Here is a 15,823-nt window from a genome sequence, read left to right as displayed (position 1 = left end):
CGGCGCTACCCTGCGTCGATGAACCGGCTTTCCCTCCTGCTGTTGCTGCTGTCGTTGTGCTTGGCATCGAGCGCTGTCCATGCGCAGTCCCCACGCTTGAACCGCTGCACCGATGCGCAGGGACAGAGCGTGTACACCGACCGTCCCTGCGACAGTGTCGGCGCCCAATCACGATTGCCACCACCCGCGCCCACCGGCAGCACCCTGCCGCGCGATACCCTGGGTGCGCGCTGCCCGCGGCGCCTGAGCGAGCTGGTGGACGCACTGCGCACCGGCATTCTCAGCAATGATGTGAACCGGCTGTCCTCGCTGTACCTGTGGGGCGCGGTCTCCGATGCGGGCGCGCAGCGCATCCTCGGTCAACTCGAATCGCTGGCGCGGCGGCCACTGGTGGACGTGGTCCCGGTGTATCCGTCACAGGAGCAGGCGTCCCCGCAGGACGAGAGTCAGAGCCCTGCGGCGCAGGGATCCGATCCTCAGCCGCCGGCCGTGCGCCATCCTGTCGGCCTGCGCCTGGAGCAGACCTTGCCCGGCAGCGTGTCCCGCGCTTCGACAGTGCTGGGATTGCGGCGGCAATACGGGTGCTTCTGGATCACGTTGTGATCGGGAGGGGTCGGATCTCGGCCATGGGGTCAGAGCCCTGCTGCGCAGGGATCTGACCCCGCGCGCGACCCTGCGTGCGCGGCGTTACGCTGGCCACAACCCGCGAATCGCAGCGATGCCCTGCCCGCCATGCCGGCGTGCTTCGGCGATGTGGCCGGCGGCCATGCCGCCCAACGCATAGATCGGCAGCGACACCTGCGCGCGCAGTGCGGCGAAGGCCTCCCAGCCCAGCGGCGCCGCTTCGGGATGGCTGGCCGTGGCCTGCACCGGGCCGAGCACCGCGAAGTCGCAGCCCAGCCGCTGCGCTGCCTGCAGCTGCTCCAGATCGTGGCAGGACGCGGCGACCAGCTGCCCTTCCGGCAGTGGCCGTTCCTGCAGGGCCAGCAATTGCTCGCTGCCCAGGTGCACGCCCACGCCCAGTGCGCGTGCCAACGCGATATCGCGGCTGAGCAGCCACTGCACGCCGCGGCGATGCGCGCGCACGGCCTGTTCGATCATGGCCTGCCGCTGCGGATGTTCCGGCGGCAGGCGCAGCTGGATGCGCTGCTGGCCCGCCGCCACTGCCTGCTGCAGCTGCTCATGCCACTGCTGCACGCCACCGGTGTCGTCAGCCGGTGCCGGCGTGATCAGGTAACGGTCCGGTTGGCGCAGTGCGGCCACCACCGGCAGGTCGGCCGGCGGCATCGAATAGCGCCCCAGCTTGTCCTGCGCCACCCAGGTGATCGCCTGGCCTTCGCGCCCGCGCGGTGTGCCCTTCCAGCTGCGCACATGGCGCACTTCCAGGGTCAGGTGCTTGTCCGGGTAGCGCTGCGGCACGTCCATCAACCACGGCCCGACATCGGCCTCGATGCCCAGCTCTTCGCGCAGTTCACGCACCAGCGCCTGTTCGGAGGTCTCGCCGGGCTCACGCTTGCCGCCGGGGAATTCCCACAGGCCGGCCATGTCGCGGTTCTCGGTACGGCGGTTGAGCAGCACGCGGCCACGGGCGTCGGTGATGACGGCGGCCACGACGTGGATCGATCGGGTGGGGGAAACCATGGGGGCAGCATGCCCAGAACAGGGCGACCAGCGCAATCACGAATCCGGGCCGGATCGCCCGCTGTAAAGCAGAAGGCCCCGCTTGCGCGGGGCCTTCCGGGGTCAGCTCAGCTGGCCGTGGCAGTGCTTGTACTTCTTGCCACTGCCGCACGGGCACGGATCATTGCGCCCGATCTTCGGCTCGTCGCGCTGCAGCGTGGCCACACCCTGCTGGGCGGCTTCCACCTGCGCGGCTTCCTCGTCGGCGCTGTAGCCGCCCGCATCCTGGTGCTGGAACTGCGACTGGCTCAGGCGGGCCTGCACCTGCTGGCGCTCGGCGGCTTCCAGGGCCTGCACTTCCTCGTCGCTGCGGATACGCACGCGGGCCAGCAGGGTTACCACTTCGCGCTTGACGTTCTCCAGCATGTCCGAGAACAGCTCGAAGGCTTCCTTCTTGTATTCCTGCTTCGGCTGCTTCTGCGCGTAACCACGCAGGTAGATGCCCTGGCGCAGGTAATCCATGCGCGCCAGGTGCTCCTTCCAGCTCTGGTCCAGCACGGTCAGCATCACGTGCTTCTCCAGCGCGCGCATGGTCTCTTCGCCCAGGCCGGCTTCCTTCTCGGCGAAGTGCTGGTTGACGCGTTCCTGCACCTTGGCGGCGATCGCCTCGGCGTCCAGTTCCTCGTGCTCCTTGACCAGGTCGGTCAGCGACATCTGCAGGCCGAAGTCCGACTCCAGGGTCGCTTCCAGGCCACGCAGGTCCCACTGCTCGTCGATCGAGTTCGGCGGCACGAAGCGCGCAACGATGTCGAAGATCACGTCGTCGCGGATGCCGTCGACGTTCGCCTTCACCGACTCGGCGTCCAGCAGCTCATCGCGCTGGGCGTAGATCACCTTGCGCTGGTCGTTGTTGACGTCGTCGAAGTCCAGCAGGTTCTTGCGGATATCGAAGTTGTGCGCCTCGACCTTGCGCTGCGCCTTTTCGATCTGGCGGCTGACCAGGCGGTCCTCGATGACGTCGTCTTCCTTCATGCCCATCATGCGCATGGCCTTCTGCACCCAGTCGGAGGCGAAGATGCGCATCAGGTTGTCTTCCAGCGACAGGTAGAAGCGGGACGAACCCGGGTCACCCTGACGGCCCGAACGGCCGCGCAGCTGGTTGTCGATACGACGCGATTCGTGGCGCTCGGTACCGACGATGTGCAGGCCGCCGGCGGCCTTCACTGCATCGTGGCGCTTCTGCCATTCGGCCTTGACCGCTGCCTTCTGCTCGTCGGTCGCGTCCTCGCCCAGGGCGTGGATCTCGGCTTCCAGCGAACCACCCAGCACGATGTCGGTACCACGGCCGGCCATGTTGGTGGCGATGGTCACCGCCGCCGGGCGGCCAGCGTTGGCGACGATGGTCGCTTCGCGGTCATGCTGCTTGGCGTTGAGCACTTCGTGCTTCACGCCGGCCTTGCTCAGGTGCTCGGACAGCATTTCCGAGGTTTCGATCGAAGTGGTACCCACCAGCACCGGCTGGCCGCGCTTGGCGCACTCTTCGATGTCGGCCAGCACCGCATTGAACTTGCCCTTGCGGTTGAGGAACACCTGGTCCGGGCTGTCCTTGCGGATGGTCGGGCGGTTGGTCGGGATCACCACCACTTCCAGGCCGTAGATGCTCTGGAACTCGAATGCTTCGGTATCGGCCGTACCGGTCATGCCGGACAGCTTCTTGTACATGCGGAACAGGTTCTGGAAGGTGATGCTCGCCAGTGTCTGGTTCTCGCGCTGCACCGGCACGCCTTCCTTCGCTTCCACCGCCTGGTGCAGGCCGTCGGACCAGCGGCGGCCGGCCAGGGTGCGGCCGGTGAATTCGTCGACGATGACCACTTCGCCGTCGCGCACGATGTAGTCCACGTCACGCTGGTAGATCGCGTGCGCGCGCAGGGCGGCGTTGAGGTGGTGGACCACGGTCAGGTTCTGCGCCGCGTACAGGCCTTCGGTTTCGCCGTCGAGGATGCCGGCTTCCACCAGCAGCTGCTCGGCGTGCTCCATGCCCGCTTCGGACAGATGCACCTGCTTGCCCTTCTCGTCGACCCAGAAGTCACCCTCGCCGTCTTCCACTTCCTGCTTGACCAGGTGCGGCACGACACGGTTGACGCGGATGTACAGCTCCGGGGAATCATCGGCCGGACCGGAGATGATCAGCGGGGTGCGCGCTTCGTCGATCAGGATGGAGTCGACTTCGTCGACGATGGCGTAGTGCAGGCCGCGCTGGTACCGGTCGGCCTTGGACAGCGCCATGTTGTCGCGCAGGTAGTCGAAGCCGAATTCGTTGTTGGTGCCGTAGGTGATGTCCGAGGCGTAGGCTTCGCGCTTGTCGCTGTGCGGCATGCCCGGGTACACCACGCCCACGCTCAGGCCCAGCCAGTTGTACAGCTTGCCCATCTGCGCGGCGTCGCGGCGGGCCAGGTAGTCGTTCACGGTGACCACGTGCACGCCCTTGCCTTCCAGCGCGTTGAGGTACACCGGCAGGGTCGCCACCAGGGTCTTGCCTTCACCGGTGCGCATTTCTGCGATCTTGCCCAGGTGAAGCACCATGCCGCCGATCAGCTGCACGTCGTAGTGGCGCATGCCCAGCACGCGGCGACCGGCTTCGCGGCAGACCGCGAACGCTTCCGGCAGCACCTTGTCCAGGGCTTCACCGCCGGCGATGCGCTGCTTGAACTCCGGCGTCTTGGCCTGAAGCTGCTCGTCGGAAAGCTTCTCGATCTCCGGCTCCAGCGCATTGATCTTGGCGACGATGCGGTTGAGCTGGCGCAGCTGTCGTTCGTTACGACTGCCAAATACGCGGGTAAGCAGGCTGTTGATCATTGAAGGAACCGGGTTGGATGGACACGACGCCCGGCCTCCCCCTTGGGATCCGTCCGCCGCAAACGAAACAGGGCGCCTGGCGCCCTGTCGATGGCAACACCCATTGTAGCTTGGGACGGGCGCGAGGGGTTTCAACCCTTTGGCGGCAATGGCATCCGAACATTCCCGGTAGTGCCGGCCGCTGACCGGCAACCTCGTTCGGGCCCCTCAAGGAATTGCCGGCCAGCGGCCGGCACTACCAGATCAACCGAATCGGGTCAGAGCCCTGCCGCGGCGCGGAAGGGATCCGACCCGGGCATCAGCCGCGGCTGACCCGGCCGACCGGCGTGTTGCCGCCGTCGCCGAGGAACTTGCGCGGGTTGACCACGTTGCCGTTCTCCCACACCTCAAAGTGCACGTGGGCACCGGTCGAACGGCCGGTGGAACCGGCCTTGGCCACTTCCTGGCCAGCACGGACCAGGTCACCGACCTTCACCACCAGGCGCGAATTGTGCGCGTAGCGGGTGACATAGCCATTGCCGTGGTCGACGTCCACCACGTTGCCGTAGCCGCCCTTCACGCCGGAGAAGCTGACCACGCCTTCAGCCACGGCCATCACCGGGTCACCGACCTTGGCGTGGAAGTCCATGCCCTTGTGGGTGGCGGCACCGCGGCCGAACGGGTCGGCACGGGTGCCGAAGCCGGACGTCACGTAGCTGTTGCGGATCGGCATGCGCGAGGGCACGGCGTTCTGCTGCAGCTGGTGGTCGAACATCAGCGATTCCATCACCGACAACTGGCGGCCTGAAGCAGCAAAGCGCTGCTCCAGCACCTGTAAGTCGGCGTTGACGTCCTTGACCGGGATGTCACTGGTCGGGCCGCCTGCGTCGCCGTCACCGAGGCCGGGGGTCTCGTTGAAGTCGAACTCGCCATCTTCCAGCTTGCCCATCTGGGTCAGCCGTTCGCCGAGGGCGTTGAGGCGGGTGGCCTGGGCCTGCAGCTCGCCGAGGCGCGCGGCCAGCGCGTTGACCTGGGTCTGCGCATCGCGCTTGACCTTGGCCAGCTCCGCATCCTGGCGGTCGACCTTGGCCTGCAGGCGCGAATCATTCAGCGCACTGGCGCCAATGCCGCCGGCAAGGCCGATAATGCAGCCTACCCCGAGCACGCTGCCCAGCAGGGCACGGGGGCGGTCCTCGAAATAGAACCGCAAACGCGCGATCGGCGACGCCTTGGCCTGTCCTTCACGCGTTTTGATTACGATCTTTTTGAATGCCATCAGTGAGTTTTCATGTCTGAGCCGAAATCCAGCGTTCGCCCCGCGTCAGTGCCGAAACCGGCGCTGGATGCGGTGATGGCGGACAAAAGCGGGAACCCGCTGCGGCGTGCCTTGTGGCTCGACGCGCTGGACCGTCAGTTGCGCCCCCAGTTGCCGCCACCTCTGCGCAGCCGTTGCCGGCTGGCCAATGTGGACGGGGAACACCTCGTTTTTCTCGTCGAGTCCCCGGTCTGGCATGCCAAGTTGCGGCTTGCCGAAGCCCAGTTGCTCGACGCGGCCCGTTCCATCGGGCTGAAGGCCACCAGGGTGACCATCAAGACTGCGTCCACCACTCCCTCACGCTCCCCAGCGATCGACAACCGGAATGGCCCCCACGCAGTTTCAGCCGCCACGCACAAAGGGCTACGCGACGCCTTGGCTTGCCTGCAGGACATTCCCTCGAAGCCGAAGAAACGGTCCTGATGGCAACGGAGCATCCGGCTCCGCTCCCCGTCGCGCGTGTCACCACGGCGTGAAACATTTCGGGGGCCGGGTCGCATCCTAGCTGCCATCCGGGGGCCTGTCGTTAGATTGTAGTTAAAGCTTCGTTAAATTCAGGCTTCCGATCCAACAGGTTCACAAAACCGTGACCTTGAACCGGCCTTGACGCCTTTCAAGCACGCTGAATGCGTCGCCGGCGCCGGAAACAACGACGCCGCCCTGGAAGGCGGCGTTTTTATCTTGAAATTCAACGATCTACGGAATCAGGCGTAGGCCGGGGTGGCATATTCCACCGGATCCGGGGTAGCCGGCGAGTCGAAACTGACCCATTCCCAGGCGCTGGCGTCGGCCATCAGGGCCCGCACCAGCTTGTTGTTGAGCGCATGGCCAGACTTGAAGCCCTCATAGGCGCCCAGCACCTGGCCACCGGCCAGGTAGAGGTCGCCGATGGCGTCAAGGATCTTGTGGCGCACGAATTCGTCGGCGTAGCGCAGGCCGTCTTCGTTGAGCACGCGGAACTCGTCCAGCACGATGGCGTTGTCCATCGAACCGCCCAGGCCCAGGTTGCGCTCGCGCATGTATTCCAGGTCGCGCATGAAACCGAAGGTGCGCGCGCGGGAAATTTCCTTGGTGTAGGCCAGCGTCGAGAACTCGATTTCCTGGCGCGACTGCTTGGCCGGGATCATCGGGTGGTCAAACTGGATGGTGAAGCCGAGCTTGTAGCCCTCGTACGGGGTGAAGCGGGCCACCTTGTCGCCCTCGGTCACTTCCACGGTCTTCAGCACGCGGATGAAGCGCTTGGGCGCATCCTGTTCCACGATGCCCGCCGACTGCAGCAGGAACACGAACGGGCCGGCCGAACCGTCCATGATCGGCAGCTCGGCCGAGGACAGTTCGACAATGATGTTGTCCACACCCAGGCCGGCCAGCGCCGACATCAGGTGTTCGACGGTCTGGATCTTGGCGTCGTTGCAGGTCAGGCCGGTGCACAGGGTCACTTCGGTGACCAGTTCGGCCTTGGCCGGCACTTCCACGACCGGGTCCAGGTCCACGCGGCGGAACACGATGCCATGGTTGACCGGTGCCGGGCGCAGGGTCATGTAGACCTTGTCACCGCTGTGCAGGCCAACGCCGGTGGCGCGGATCGTGTTCTTGAGGGTGCGTTGCTGGATCATGGGGGATGGACCGGAAGTGACATATTAGATTAACACGCGCACTCCCCTACCCTGGCTGAAACGCCAGTTACAGCCACCGGCAGGACGCACCGGCACGCCGCTGGGAAGCGCGTGAAGCAGGGCGGCCGGGCCCATCCTGGCCCGGCGCCCGCGTTTTCAGGACATGGTGGCGCAACCCGGGGAGGACAACCCCGGGCCGCCCCGCTTAGTCCGCCTGGCGGCGCAGGAAGGCCGGGATGTCCAGGTAATCGTTCGGCAGTTCCGCCGCCGCCGGGGCCGAAGCGGCCGGGGCCGACGGTGCGGAGGCCGCCGCGGTATCGCTGCTGGCACGACGCAGGCCCAGGCCCATGCCACCCACGGCCTTGGACACGGCATCGCCGCCGTTGTCGAACTCGCCGAACTCCGGCTGGCCGGTGGTGGCGTTGCGGACCAGCTTGATCGGCGCACGCTCGCCCGGACGCTGGGTCTTGCTGGCCGAGACACGGTTCAGGCCGGTGGCCACCACGGTCACGCGCACTTCGTCCTGCATGTCCGGGTCCAGCACGGTGCCGACCACCACGGTGGCGTCTTCGGAAGCGAAGCCATCGATGGTGCGGCCGATCTCGTCGAACTCGGCCATGGTGAAGTCGGCGCCGGCGGTGATGTTGACCAGGATGCCGTTGGCGCCGGCCAGATTCACATCGTCCAGCAGCGGGTTCTGGATCGCCGATTCGGCAGCGGCCTGGGCGCGGTCATCGCCACGGGCGGTGCCGGTACCCATCATCGCCAGGCCCATTTCGGACATGACGGTGCGCACGTCGGCGAAGTCGACGTTGATCAGGCCCGGACGCACGATCAGGTCAGCGATGCCCTGCACGGCGCCCTGCAGCACGTCGTTGGCAGCGCGGAAGGCCTGGATCATGGTCGCGTTGCGACCCAGCACGGTGATCAGCTTCTCGTTCGGGATGGTGATCAGCGAGTCGCAGTGCTGGCTCAGTTCCTCGATGCCCTTCAGCGCCACCTGCATGCGGCGACGGCCTTCGAACGGGAACGGCTTGGTGACCACGGCCACGGTCAGGATGCCCATTTCCTTGGCCAGCTGTGCCACCACCGGCGCAGCGCCGGTGCCGGTGCCACCGCCCATGCCGGCGGTGATGAACACCATGTCCGCGCCCTGCAGCGCGTCCATGATGCGCTCACGGTCTTCCAGCGCGGCCTGGCGGCCGACTTCCGGGTTCGCGCCTGCGCCCAGGCCCTTGGTCACGTTGGTACCCAGCTGCAGCTGCAGCTTGGCACCACAATTCTTGATGGCCTGCGAGTCGGTGTTGGCGGTGATGAATTCCACGCCGTCCACCGCCGAGTTGACCATGTGCGCCACGGCATTGCCGCCGCCGCCGCCCACGCCAACCACCTTGATCACCGCATTGGGTGCCATCTTTTCGATCAGTTCAAAATGCGCCATGTCCGTGTCCTCGTTGTATCCGCTTTGGCTGGCATGGGCATTCGGGCGTCCTGCCGTCCTGCTGCATGCCGACGTTGCGGCTGTGTGGGTTGTGTATTGCCGGTGTTGCGTTGTGATGCGGGTACTGCGGGTGTTGCGCCCGGGCGATGCCCGGGTTTGCGGATTCCGCGTCAGAACTCGCCGCGGAACCAGGTCTTGAGCTTCTTGAACATGCTTCCGGCGCGCCCGGTCGGCAGCGACGGACGCCGCGGATGCTCGATCTGGCTGCCCATCAGCAGCAGGCCCACGCCAGTGGCGTGCACCGGATTGCCGACCACTTCGCCCAGGCCGGTGACGTGCTGCGGGATACCCACGCGCACCGGCATCTGCAGCATTTCCTCGGCCAGTTCGACCACGCCTTCCATCTTCGAAGCGCCGCCGGTCAACACCATGCCGGCGCGCACCAGTTCCTCGAAGCCGGAGCGGCGCAGTTCGGCCTGCACCATCTCGAAGATTTCCTCGTAGCGGCCCTGCACGGCCTGCGCCAGCGAGTGACGCGGCATGCGGCGCGGCGGGCGGTCGCCCACCGACGGCACCTGGATGCTCTCCTCGGCCGTGGCCAGCTGGGCCAGGGCGCAGGCATAGCGCACCTTGATCTGCTCGGCTTCCGGGGTCGGCGTGCGCAGCATGTGCGCGATGTCGTTGGTCACGTGGTCGCCGGCGATCGGCAGCGAGGCGGTGTGGCAGATCGCGCCCTGCACGAACACGGCGATGTCGGTTGTACCGGCACCCATGTCGACCAGCACCACGCCCAGCTCACGCTCGTCGGCGGTCAGCACCGCCACGCTGGAGGCCAGCGAGGACAGCACCAGGTCGTCCACCTGCAGGCCGCAGCGCTGCACGCACTTGCTGATGTTGGCCGCGGCCGACTGCGCGCACACCACCAGGTGGGCATGCACTTCCAGGCGCACGCCGGTCATGCCGACCGGGTTGCGGATGCCTTCCTGCGAATCGTCCAGCACATACTCACGCGGGATCGCGTGCAGGATCTTCTGGTCGGCCGGGATCGCCACCGCCTTGGCCGCGTCGAGCACGCGATCCAGGTCCCCCCAGGTCACTTCACCGTCGCGGATCGGCACGATGCCCGGCGAGTTCTTGCACTGCACGTGGTTGCCGGAGATCGAGGCGTATACCGATCGGATCTCGCAGCCGGCCATCAGCTCGGCTTCTTCCACCGCGCGCTGGATCGACTGCACGGTCGATTCGATGTCCACCACCACGCCACGCTTCAGCCCGCGCGATTCGTGCGAGCCGATGCCGATCACTTCGATCGGGTTGCCCGGCGAATACTCGCCCACCAGCGCCACCACCTTGGAGGTGCCGATGTCCAGGCCAACGATCAGCGATTTGTCACCCTTGCGATTCATGTCCTTTCCTGCGTGCTTCTGGCCGGGGTCGCCGGCGTTTTCGCCGGCGTGGCCGGGGTACCCCAGCTCAGCGTGAAACCATTGGTGTAACGGAGGTCGGCGCGCTCGATCGGCGCGTCCTGACGGTTGAGCTGCGGCAGCACCTTGACGAAGCGCTGCATGCGCGAGCGCGCGTCGTCACGGCCGACCACCACTTCAGTGCCGTTGCTCAGCACCAGCGACCAGCTGCCGCGCGCATCCATCGTCACCCGGCGCACATCGACGCCGGCCGGTGCGAACAATGCACGCGAGTCGCTGTACAGCTTCATCACTTCTTCGGTCTGGCTGTCCGGGCCATCCAGCTCCGGCAGTGCCAGGTCGGACAGCTTCTTCGGCGTGGGGAACAGCTTGCCCTGCTCGGACACCAGGCGGTCGTTGCCCCAGCGTGCGAACGGCTTGTGCTCGACCAGGGTCACTTCCAGCACATCCGGCCACTGCTTGCGTACCTGCGCGCTCTCCACCCACGGCAGCTTTTCCAGGGCGTCCTGCGCATCCTGCAGCTTGACCGCGAAGAAGCCGGCGTGCGCGTACGGCAGCAGCACCTGCTGCAGCTGTTCGGCCGGCACCCGCTTGAACTCGCCATGCACGCGCAGCTTCGCCAGCGGCCAGCGCTCGGCGCCGACCCAGCCATTGACCACGGCCACCACCGGCAGTGCAACCACCGACAGCGCCAACAGCCAGACGAAGATGCGCAGCACCGCGTTCATGCCTGCGGGGCCTCCAGGGTCTGTTCCAGCACGCGCCACACCAGTTCCTCGAAACCGATGCCGGCCTGGCGGGCCGCCTTGGGTACCAGCGAATGGCTGGTCATGCCCGGCGCGGTGTTCACTTCCAGCAGGAAGAAACGGCCGCTGGCACGATCGCGCATCACGTCCACGCGGCCCCAGCCACGGCAGCCGGCGGCGCGGAACGCGGCCAGCGCGATGCGCCGGATGTCCTCTTCGTCATCACCGTCCAGGCCCGGGCACAGGTACTGGGTGTCCTCGGCGATGTACTTGGCGTTGTAGTCGTACCACTGGCCCTTGGGCACGATGCGGATCGACGGCAGTGCGACATCGCCGAGGATCGCCACGGTCAGCTCGTCGCCGACCACCATCTGCTCCATCAGCAGCTGACCGTCGTAGCGCGCGGCCAGCGCGACGGCCTCGTCCAGGCCCGCCTCGTCGGTGACCCGGCTGATGCCCACGCTGGAGCCTTCGTTGGCCGGCTTCACTACTACCGGCAGGCCCAGCTCGGACGCCAGCGCATGCACCGTGGACGCGTCGACCTTCCGGTACTGCGGGGTCGGCAGGCCCAGCGACAGCCACACCTGCTTGGTGCGGATCTTGTCCATGCTCAGCGCAGAACCCAGCACGTCAGAGCCGGTGTACGGCACGCCGAAGGCGTCCATCAGGCCCTGCACGATGCCATCCTCGCCGCCACCGTTGTGGCCGTGCAGGATGTTGAACACGCGGTCGATGCCACCAGCGGCGAGTGCCTTTGCCAGTGCCGGAATGCCATCGACGGCGAACGCATCGATGCCACGCGACTGCAGGGCTTCGAGCACGTTGCGGCCCGAATCCAGCGATACCTCGCGTTCACTGGAACTACCGCCGAGCAGCACGGCGACGCGGCCGAACTCGGCCGGGTCGGTCACGCGCAGCGGTGGGAAGGTCAGCGCGCTCACGCCTGGCCCTCCCCCTTGAAGCCTTCCACCGCGATATGGGTGGCCACGGCGCCGATGTCGCCGGCGCCCATCATCAGCAGCAGGTCACCGTCCTGCAGCACATCCGGCAGCACGCTGGCCAGCTCGGCGGCCTTGCCCACCACCACCGGCTCGCTGCGGCCGCGCGCGCGGATGGCACGGGCCAGCGCGTGCGAATCGGCACCAGCGATCGGTTCCTCACCGGCCGGGTAGACCTCGCTCAGCACCAGCGCGTCGACGCTGGACAGCACCGCGGCGAACTTGTCGAACTGGTCGCGGGTACGGCTGTAGCGATGCGGCTGGAAGGCCACCACCAGGCGCTTGTCGGCCCAGCCACCGCGGGCGGCGGCGAACACCGCCTCCAGCTCGCTCGGGTGATGGCCGTAGTCGTCGATGATGCGGACCTTGGCACCGCTGGCGGTGGTCACTTCGCCCAGGTCGTTGAAGCGACGACCGACCCCGGCGAAGCCTTCCAGCGCGCGCGCGATCGCGTCCGGTGCCACGCCCAGCTGCCAGCCCACCGCAGCGGCGGCCAGCGCGTTCAGCACGTTGTGCCTGCCCGGCAGCGCCAGTACCACTTCCTGGCTGGTGCCCTGCGGCAGGCGCAGGGTGAAACGCATACGCGAACCTTCCTGCACCACGTTCTCGGCGCGCACGTCGGCCTGCGGGCTCATGCCGTAGCTCATCACGTGACGCGGGGTCTTGGCGGCCAGCGCGGCCACTTCCGGATCATCGATGCACAGCACCGCCAGGCCGTAGAACGGCAGGCGCTGCAGGAACTCGGCGAACGCCGCCTGCACGCGGGCAAAGTCGTTGCCGTAGTTTTCCAGGTGGTCGGCATCAATGTTCGTGATGATCGACATCAGCGGGTTCAGGCGCAGGAAGCTGCCATCGCTTTCGTCGGCCTCGGCCACCAGCCACTGCCCACCACCCAGCTTGGCGTTGGCACCGGCGGCCAGCAGCTGGCCACCGATCACGAACGTCGGGTCCAGGCCACCTTCGCTCAGCACCGCAGCGGTCAGGCTGGTGGTGGTGGTCTTGCCATGGGTACCGGCCACCGCGATGCCGCGGCGGAAGCGCATCAGCTCGGCCAGCATCGCCGCACGCGGCATGATCGGAATGCGCTGGCTGCGCGCTTCCATCAGTTCCGGGTTGTCTTCGCGGATGGCACTGGAGACCACCACGCAGTCGGTGCCCAGCACGTTGGCCGCGGAGTGGCCGCGCATGATGCGCGCACCCAGGCTGGCCAGGCGACGGGTCGCCACGTTGTCGGCGTTGTCCGAACCGGACACTTCATAGCCCAGCGTCAGCATCACTTCGGCGATACCGCTCATGCCGGTGCCACCGATGCCGACGAAATGCACGCGCGGGAACGCGCGCACCAGGTCGTTGGTGTCGTGCAGGCGACGGATCATGCGCGGCCTCGCGCAGGGCAGGCGCGGTGGCATGCCTTCTTCATACAGCTTCCTCGAGAATGATATCGGCGATGCGCTCGGCGGCATCGACCTTGGCCAGGGCACGCGCGGCTTGCGCCATCTGCATGCGGCGGGCGGGATTTTCGGACAGATCGCGCAGCAGTGCGGCAATGCCGTCGGCCAGCGTTCCGTCCTGCTTCAGCAAAATCGCTGCGCCGCGCTCGACCAGGTATTCCGCATTGCGGGTCTGGTGATCGTCGACGGCAGCAGGGAATGGCACCAGCACGCTGCCGACACCGACCGCGCACAGCTCGGCCAGCGTGGACGCGCCAGAGCGGCATACGACCAGATCGGCCCAGGCGAAGGCCTCGGCCATGTCGGCGATGAACGGCGTGATTTCCGCCTGCACGCTGGCCTTGGCATAGGCCTCGACCGCTTCGGCATGCATCTTCTCGCCGCTCTGGTGGCGAACCTGCACCGTCACCCCCGAGCCCAGCGCAGCAATCGCCTGCGGTACGCCGGTATTGAGTGCACGCGCCCCCTGGCTGCCACCGACCACCAGCACGCGCAGCGGGCCTTGGCGGTTGGCGAAGCGCTGTTCCGGCGGGTCAATGGCAGCAATTTCCGCACGCACCGGGTTGCCGACGAACTCCTCGCGCTTGGCGAAGGTGCCCGGGAAACCGGTCAGCAGGCGGCGCGCATAGCGCGACAGGATGCGGTTGGTCAGGCCCGGCGCACGGTTCTGCTCATGCACGATCAACGGCAGGCCATGCAGGCGCGTGGCCATGCCGCCGGGGCCGGAGGCGAAGCCGCCGAAGGCGACCACCGCGCGCGGCTGGCGCTTGCGGATGATCAGCCCGGCCGCGCGCAGCGCACGCATCAGCCGCCACGGTGCGGCCAGCAGGGCCAGCTTGCCCTTGCCGCGCAGGCCGGTGATGGCCAGCGTGTCGATGGCGATGTCGTGCTGCGGCACCAGGCGGGTTTCCATCGCGCCATCGGCGCCCATCCAGGTCACCGGCACGCCGCGCTCGCGCAACACGCGGGCCACGGCCAGGCCGGGGAAGATGTGGCCGCCGGTGCCACCTGCCAAGATCATCACCGGGCGCCCACTCTCGGTGGCTGCACTCATGACAGCCTCCCGAAGGTCGGTTCGATGCGCGACTGCAGGCGGCTGGTGCCGCGTGCGGCGTTCGCTGCAGCGGGCGCGGAGGCGACCGGCTCGGCGCTCATCGGCACGCTGGCGGCCACCGGTGTGGCGGGCTCGTCCATCGGCTCGGCAGCGGCATCTTCGGCGCCACCGATGCGCACGGCCTGGCGGCGCTCGGCGCGCTTGAGTTCATAGGACACGCGCAGCAGCAGGCCCATCGCCACGCAGGTCATCAGCACCGACGAACCGCCGGAGGAGATCAGCGGCAGGGTCAGGCCCTTGGTCGGCAGGATGCCCAGGTTCACGCCGATCGAGACGAAGGTCTGCATGCTGATCCACAGGCCGATGCCGAAGGCGATGTAGCCGGAGAAGTGGCGCTTCATTTCCACGCAGCGCATGCCCAGCCAGAACGTGCGGCCAACCAGCAGCGCGTACAGCGCCACGATCACGCAGGTACCCAGGAAGCCGAATTCCTCGGCGGTGACCGAGAAGATGAAGTCGGTATGCGCTTCGGGCAGGTAGTACAGCTTCTGCACCGAGTTGCCCAGGCCGACGCCGGTCCATTCGCCACGGCCCACGGCCATCAGCGCGTTGGACAGCTGGTAGCCGTCGCCCTGCTGGTCGGCCCACGGGTCCAGGAAGGAGGTGATGCGGCGCATGCGGTACGGCTCGATGATCGCCAGTGCGCTCATGCCGACCAGGCCGATGATCACCGGCATCGACATGCGCGGCATGTTCACCCCGCCCAGCACCAGCATGCCGGCGGTGATCGCCAGCAGCAGGGTCGAGGAACCGAAGTCCGGCTGCAGCAGCAGCAGAACCACCAGCGCGCCAGCCACGCCCAGCGGCTTGAGCATCGCCGGCCAGGTCGCATTGACCTCGTCGCGGAAGCGCACCAGATAGCTGGACAGCCAGACGATGTACAACACCTTCACCGCCTCGACCGTCTGGAACTTGGAGACGCCCAGGTTGATCCAGCGGCGAGCACCGTTGACCGTGCTGCCCAGGCCCGGCGTGAACACCGCCAGCAGCAGCACGAAGCAGCCCAGCAACAGCATCTGGTTGTACTGCTCGATGGACTTCAACTCGGTGCGGGCGGCGATGACCGCCAGCACGATACCCACCGCCAGGAAGATCAGGTGGCGGTTGAGGTAGTAGAACGGGCTGCTCATCAGCGCGATCGAGCTGGACGCCACCATCACCACGCCGACACCGGTAAGCGCGATGATCGCGCCCAGCAGCCACTTGTCGTAGCTGCCTTCGATGGCTTCAAGGCGTGTTGCCTGGCGGGACAGGTCGTTCATC

12 protein-coding genes and 1 pseudogene are annotated in these 15,823 nt (G+C 67.1%); 2 read left to right on the top strand and 11 right to left on the bottom strand.

Annotation, left to right across the window (positions count from 1 at the left end; translation table 11 throughout):
• Positions 1-18: 18 nt before the first annotated feature.
• Positions 19-603, top strand: coding sequence for a DUF4124 domain-containing protein (locus EGM71_RS03245; protein WP_188487777.1), 585 nt, complete (start codon positions 19-21; stop codon positions 601-603).
• 84 nt (positions 604-687) lie between these two features.
• On the opposite strand, the gene EGM71_RS03240 is transcribed toward EGM71_RS03245, so the two are convergent.
• The 3 genes from EGM71_RS03240 to EGM71_RS03230 all read right to left on the bottom strand — a co-directional run bounded on the left by EGM71_RS03240 (position 688) and on the right by EGM71_RS03230 (position 5,731).
• The gene (locus tag EGM71_RS03240) at positions 688-1,641 is read right to left on the bottom strand and encodes a Nudix family hydrolase (protein ID WP_188487776.1); all 954 of its coding nucleotides are present in this window, start codon (positions 1,639-1,641) and stop codon (positions 688-690) included.
• A 102-nt stretch (positions 1,642-1,743) separates the two neighbouring features.
• On the bottom strand, positions 1,744-4,476 hold the full coding sequence (secA, locus tag EGM71_RS03235; protein ID WP_188487775.1) for a preprotein translocase subunit SecA: 2,733 nt from the start codon (positions 4,474-4,476) through the stop codon (positions 1,744-1,746).
• A 298-nt stretch (positions 4,477-4,774) separates the two neighbouring features.
• Positions 4,775-5,731 (bottom strand): M23 family metallopeptidase, encoded by a 957-nt coding sequence (locus EGM71_RS03230; protein ID WP_100439633.1) that lies wholly within the window; start codon positions 5,729-5,731, stop codon positions 4,775-4,777.
• A gap of 12 nt (positions 5,732-5,743) precedes the next feature.
• Between EGM71_RS03230 and EGM71_RS03225 the strand changes: the two genes are divergently transcribed.
• A complete protein-coding gene (locus EGM71_RS03225; RefSeq protein ID WP_014035989.1) occupies positions 5,744-6,193 on the top strand; it encodes a DUF721 domain-containing protein in 450 nt (149 codons plus the stop codon).
• Positions 6,194-6,474: 281 nt separating this feature from the next.
• Here EGM71_RS03225 and lpxC read toward each other — a convergent pair whose 3' ends face one another.
• The 8 genes and pseudogenes from lpxC to ftsW all read right to left on the bottom strand — a co-directional run bounded on the left by lpxC (position 6,475) and on the right by ftsW (position 15,822).
• On the bottom strand, positions 6,475-7,386 hold the full coding sequence (gene lpxC / locus EGM71_RS03220) for a UDP-3-O-acyl-N-acetylglucosamine deacetylase (protein WP_008267619.1): 912 nt from the start codon (positions 7,384-7,386) through the stop codon (positions 6,475-6,477).
• A 205-nt stretch (positions 7,387-7,591) separates the two neighbouring features.
• Positions 7,592-8,827: a cell division protein FtsZ gene (gene ftsZ, locus EGM71_RS03215; protein WP_005415297.1), complete on the bottom strand. Its 1,236-nt coding sequence runs from the start codon at positions 8,825-8,827 to the stop codon at positions 7,592-7,594.
• 170 nt (positions 8,828-8,997) lie between these two features.
• Positions 8,998-10,233, bottom strand: coding sequence for a cell division protein FtsA (gene ftsA / locus EGM71_RS03210; protein WP_005408083.1), 1,236 nt, complete (start codon positions 10,231-10,233; stop codon positions 8,998-9,000).
• Between the two features lie 68 nt (positions 10,234-10,301).
• Positions 10,302-10,979 (bottom strand): annotated as a pseudogene (locus EGM71_RS03205) (cell division protein FtsQ/DivIB); the annotation flags it as partial.
• A complete protein-coding gene (locus EGM71_RS03200; protein ID WP_188487773.1) occupies positions 10,976-11,938 on the bottom strand; it encodes a D-alanine--D-alanine ligase in 963 nt (320 codons plus the stop codon). The pseudogene EGM71_RS03205 and the gene EGM71_RS03200, both read right to left, overlap by 4 nt.
• Positions 11,935-13,371, bottom strand: a complete 1,437-nt coding sequence (murC, locus tag EGM71_RS03195) for a UDP-N-acetylmuramate--L-alanine ligase (RefSeq protein WP_188487772.1) — start codon at positions 13,369-13,371, stop codon at positions 11,935-11,937. The genes EGM71_RS03200 and murC overlap by 4 nt, the downstream gene beginning before the upstream one ends.
• A gap of 40 nt (positions 13,372-13,411) precedes the next feature.
• On the bottom strand, positions 13,412-14,500 hold the full coding sequence (gene murG, locus EGM71_RS03190; RefSeq protein ID WP_188487771.1) for an undecaprenyldiphospho-muramoylpentapeptide beta-N-acetylglucosaminyltransferase: 1,089 nt from the start codon (positions 14,498-14,500) through the stop codon (positions 13,412-13,414).
• The gene (ftsW, locus tag EGM71_RS03185; RefSeq protein ID WP_188487770.1) at positions 14,497-15,822 is read right to left on the bottom strand and encodes a putative lipid II flippase FtsW; all 1,326 of its coding nucleotides are present in this window, start codon (positions 15,820-15,822) and stop codon (positions 14,497-14,499) included. The genes murG and ftsW overlap by 4 nt, the downstream gene beginning before the upstream one ends.
• Position 15,823 lies beyond the last annotated feature (1 nt).

Source organism: Stenotrophomonas maltophilia (genome assembly GCF_006970445.1).
GTDB lineage: Bacteria > Pseudomonadota > Gammaproteobacteria > Xanthomonadales > Xanthomonadaceae > Stenotrophomonas > Stenotrophomonas maltophilia_AU.
Note: the sequence above shows the minus strand (reverse complement) of the source record. Positions and strands in the feature narration are given on the sequence as shown.

What these genes read in the sequence shown, in the direction of transcription:
- EGM71_RS03230 (WP_100439633.1), bottom strand. Translation starts at nt 5,731, where the DNA reads ATGGCATTCAAAAAGATCGTAATCAAAACGCGTGAAGGACAGGCCAAG.
- EGM71_RS03240 (WP_188487776.1), bottom strand. Translation starts at nt 1,641, where the DNA reads ATGGTTTCCCCCACCCGATCGATCCACGTCGTGGCCGCCGTCATCACC.
- murG (WP_188487771.1), bottom strand. Translation starts at nt 14,500, where the DNA reads ATGAGTGCAGCCACCGAGAGTGGGCGCCCGGTGATGATCTTGGCAGGT.
- ftsA (WP_005408083.1), bottom strand. Translation starts at nt 10,233, where the DNA reads ATGAATCGCAAGGGTGACAAATCGCTGATCGTTGGCCTGGACATCGGC.
- ftsZ (WP_005415297.1), bottom strand. Translation starts at nt 8,827, where the DNA reads ATGGCGCATTTTGAACTGATCGAAAAGATGGCACCCAATGCGGTGATC.
- ftsW (WP_188487770.1), bottom strand. Translation starts at nt 15,822, where the DNA reads ATGAACGACCTGTCCCGCCAGGCAACACGCCTTGAAGCCATCGAAGGC.
- EGM71_RS03245 (WP_188487777.1), top strand. Translation starts at nt 19, where the DNA reads ATGAACCGGCTTTCCCTCCTGCTGTTGCTGCTGTCGTTGTGCTTGGCA.
- secA (WP_188487775.1), bottom strand. Translation starts at nt 4,476, where the DNA reads ATGATCAACAGCCTGCTTACCCGCGTATTTGGCAGTCGTAACGAACGA.
- lpxC (WP_008267619.1), bottom strand. Translation starts at nt 7,386, where the DNA reads ATGATCCAGCAACGCACCCTCAAGAACACGATCCGCGCCACCGGCGTT.
- EGM71_RS03225 (WP_014035989.1), top strand. Translation starts at nt 5,744, where the DNA reads ATGTCTGAGCCGAAATCCAGCGTTCGCCCCGCGTCAGTGCCGAAACCG.
- murC (WP_188487772.1), bottom strand. Translation starts at nt 13,371, where the DNA reads ATGATCCGTCGCCTGCACGACACCAACGACCTGGTGCGCGCGTTCCCG.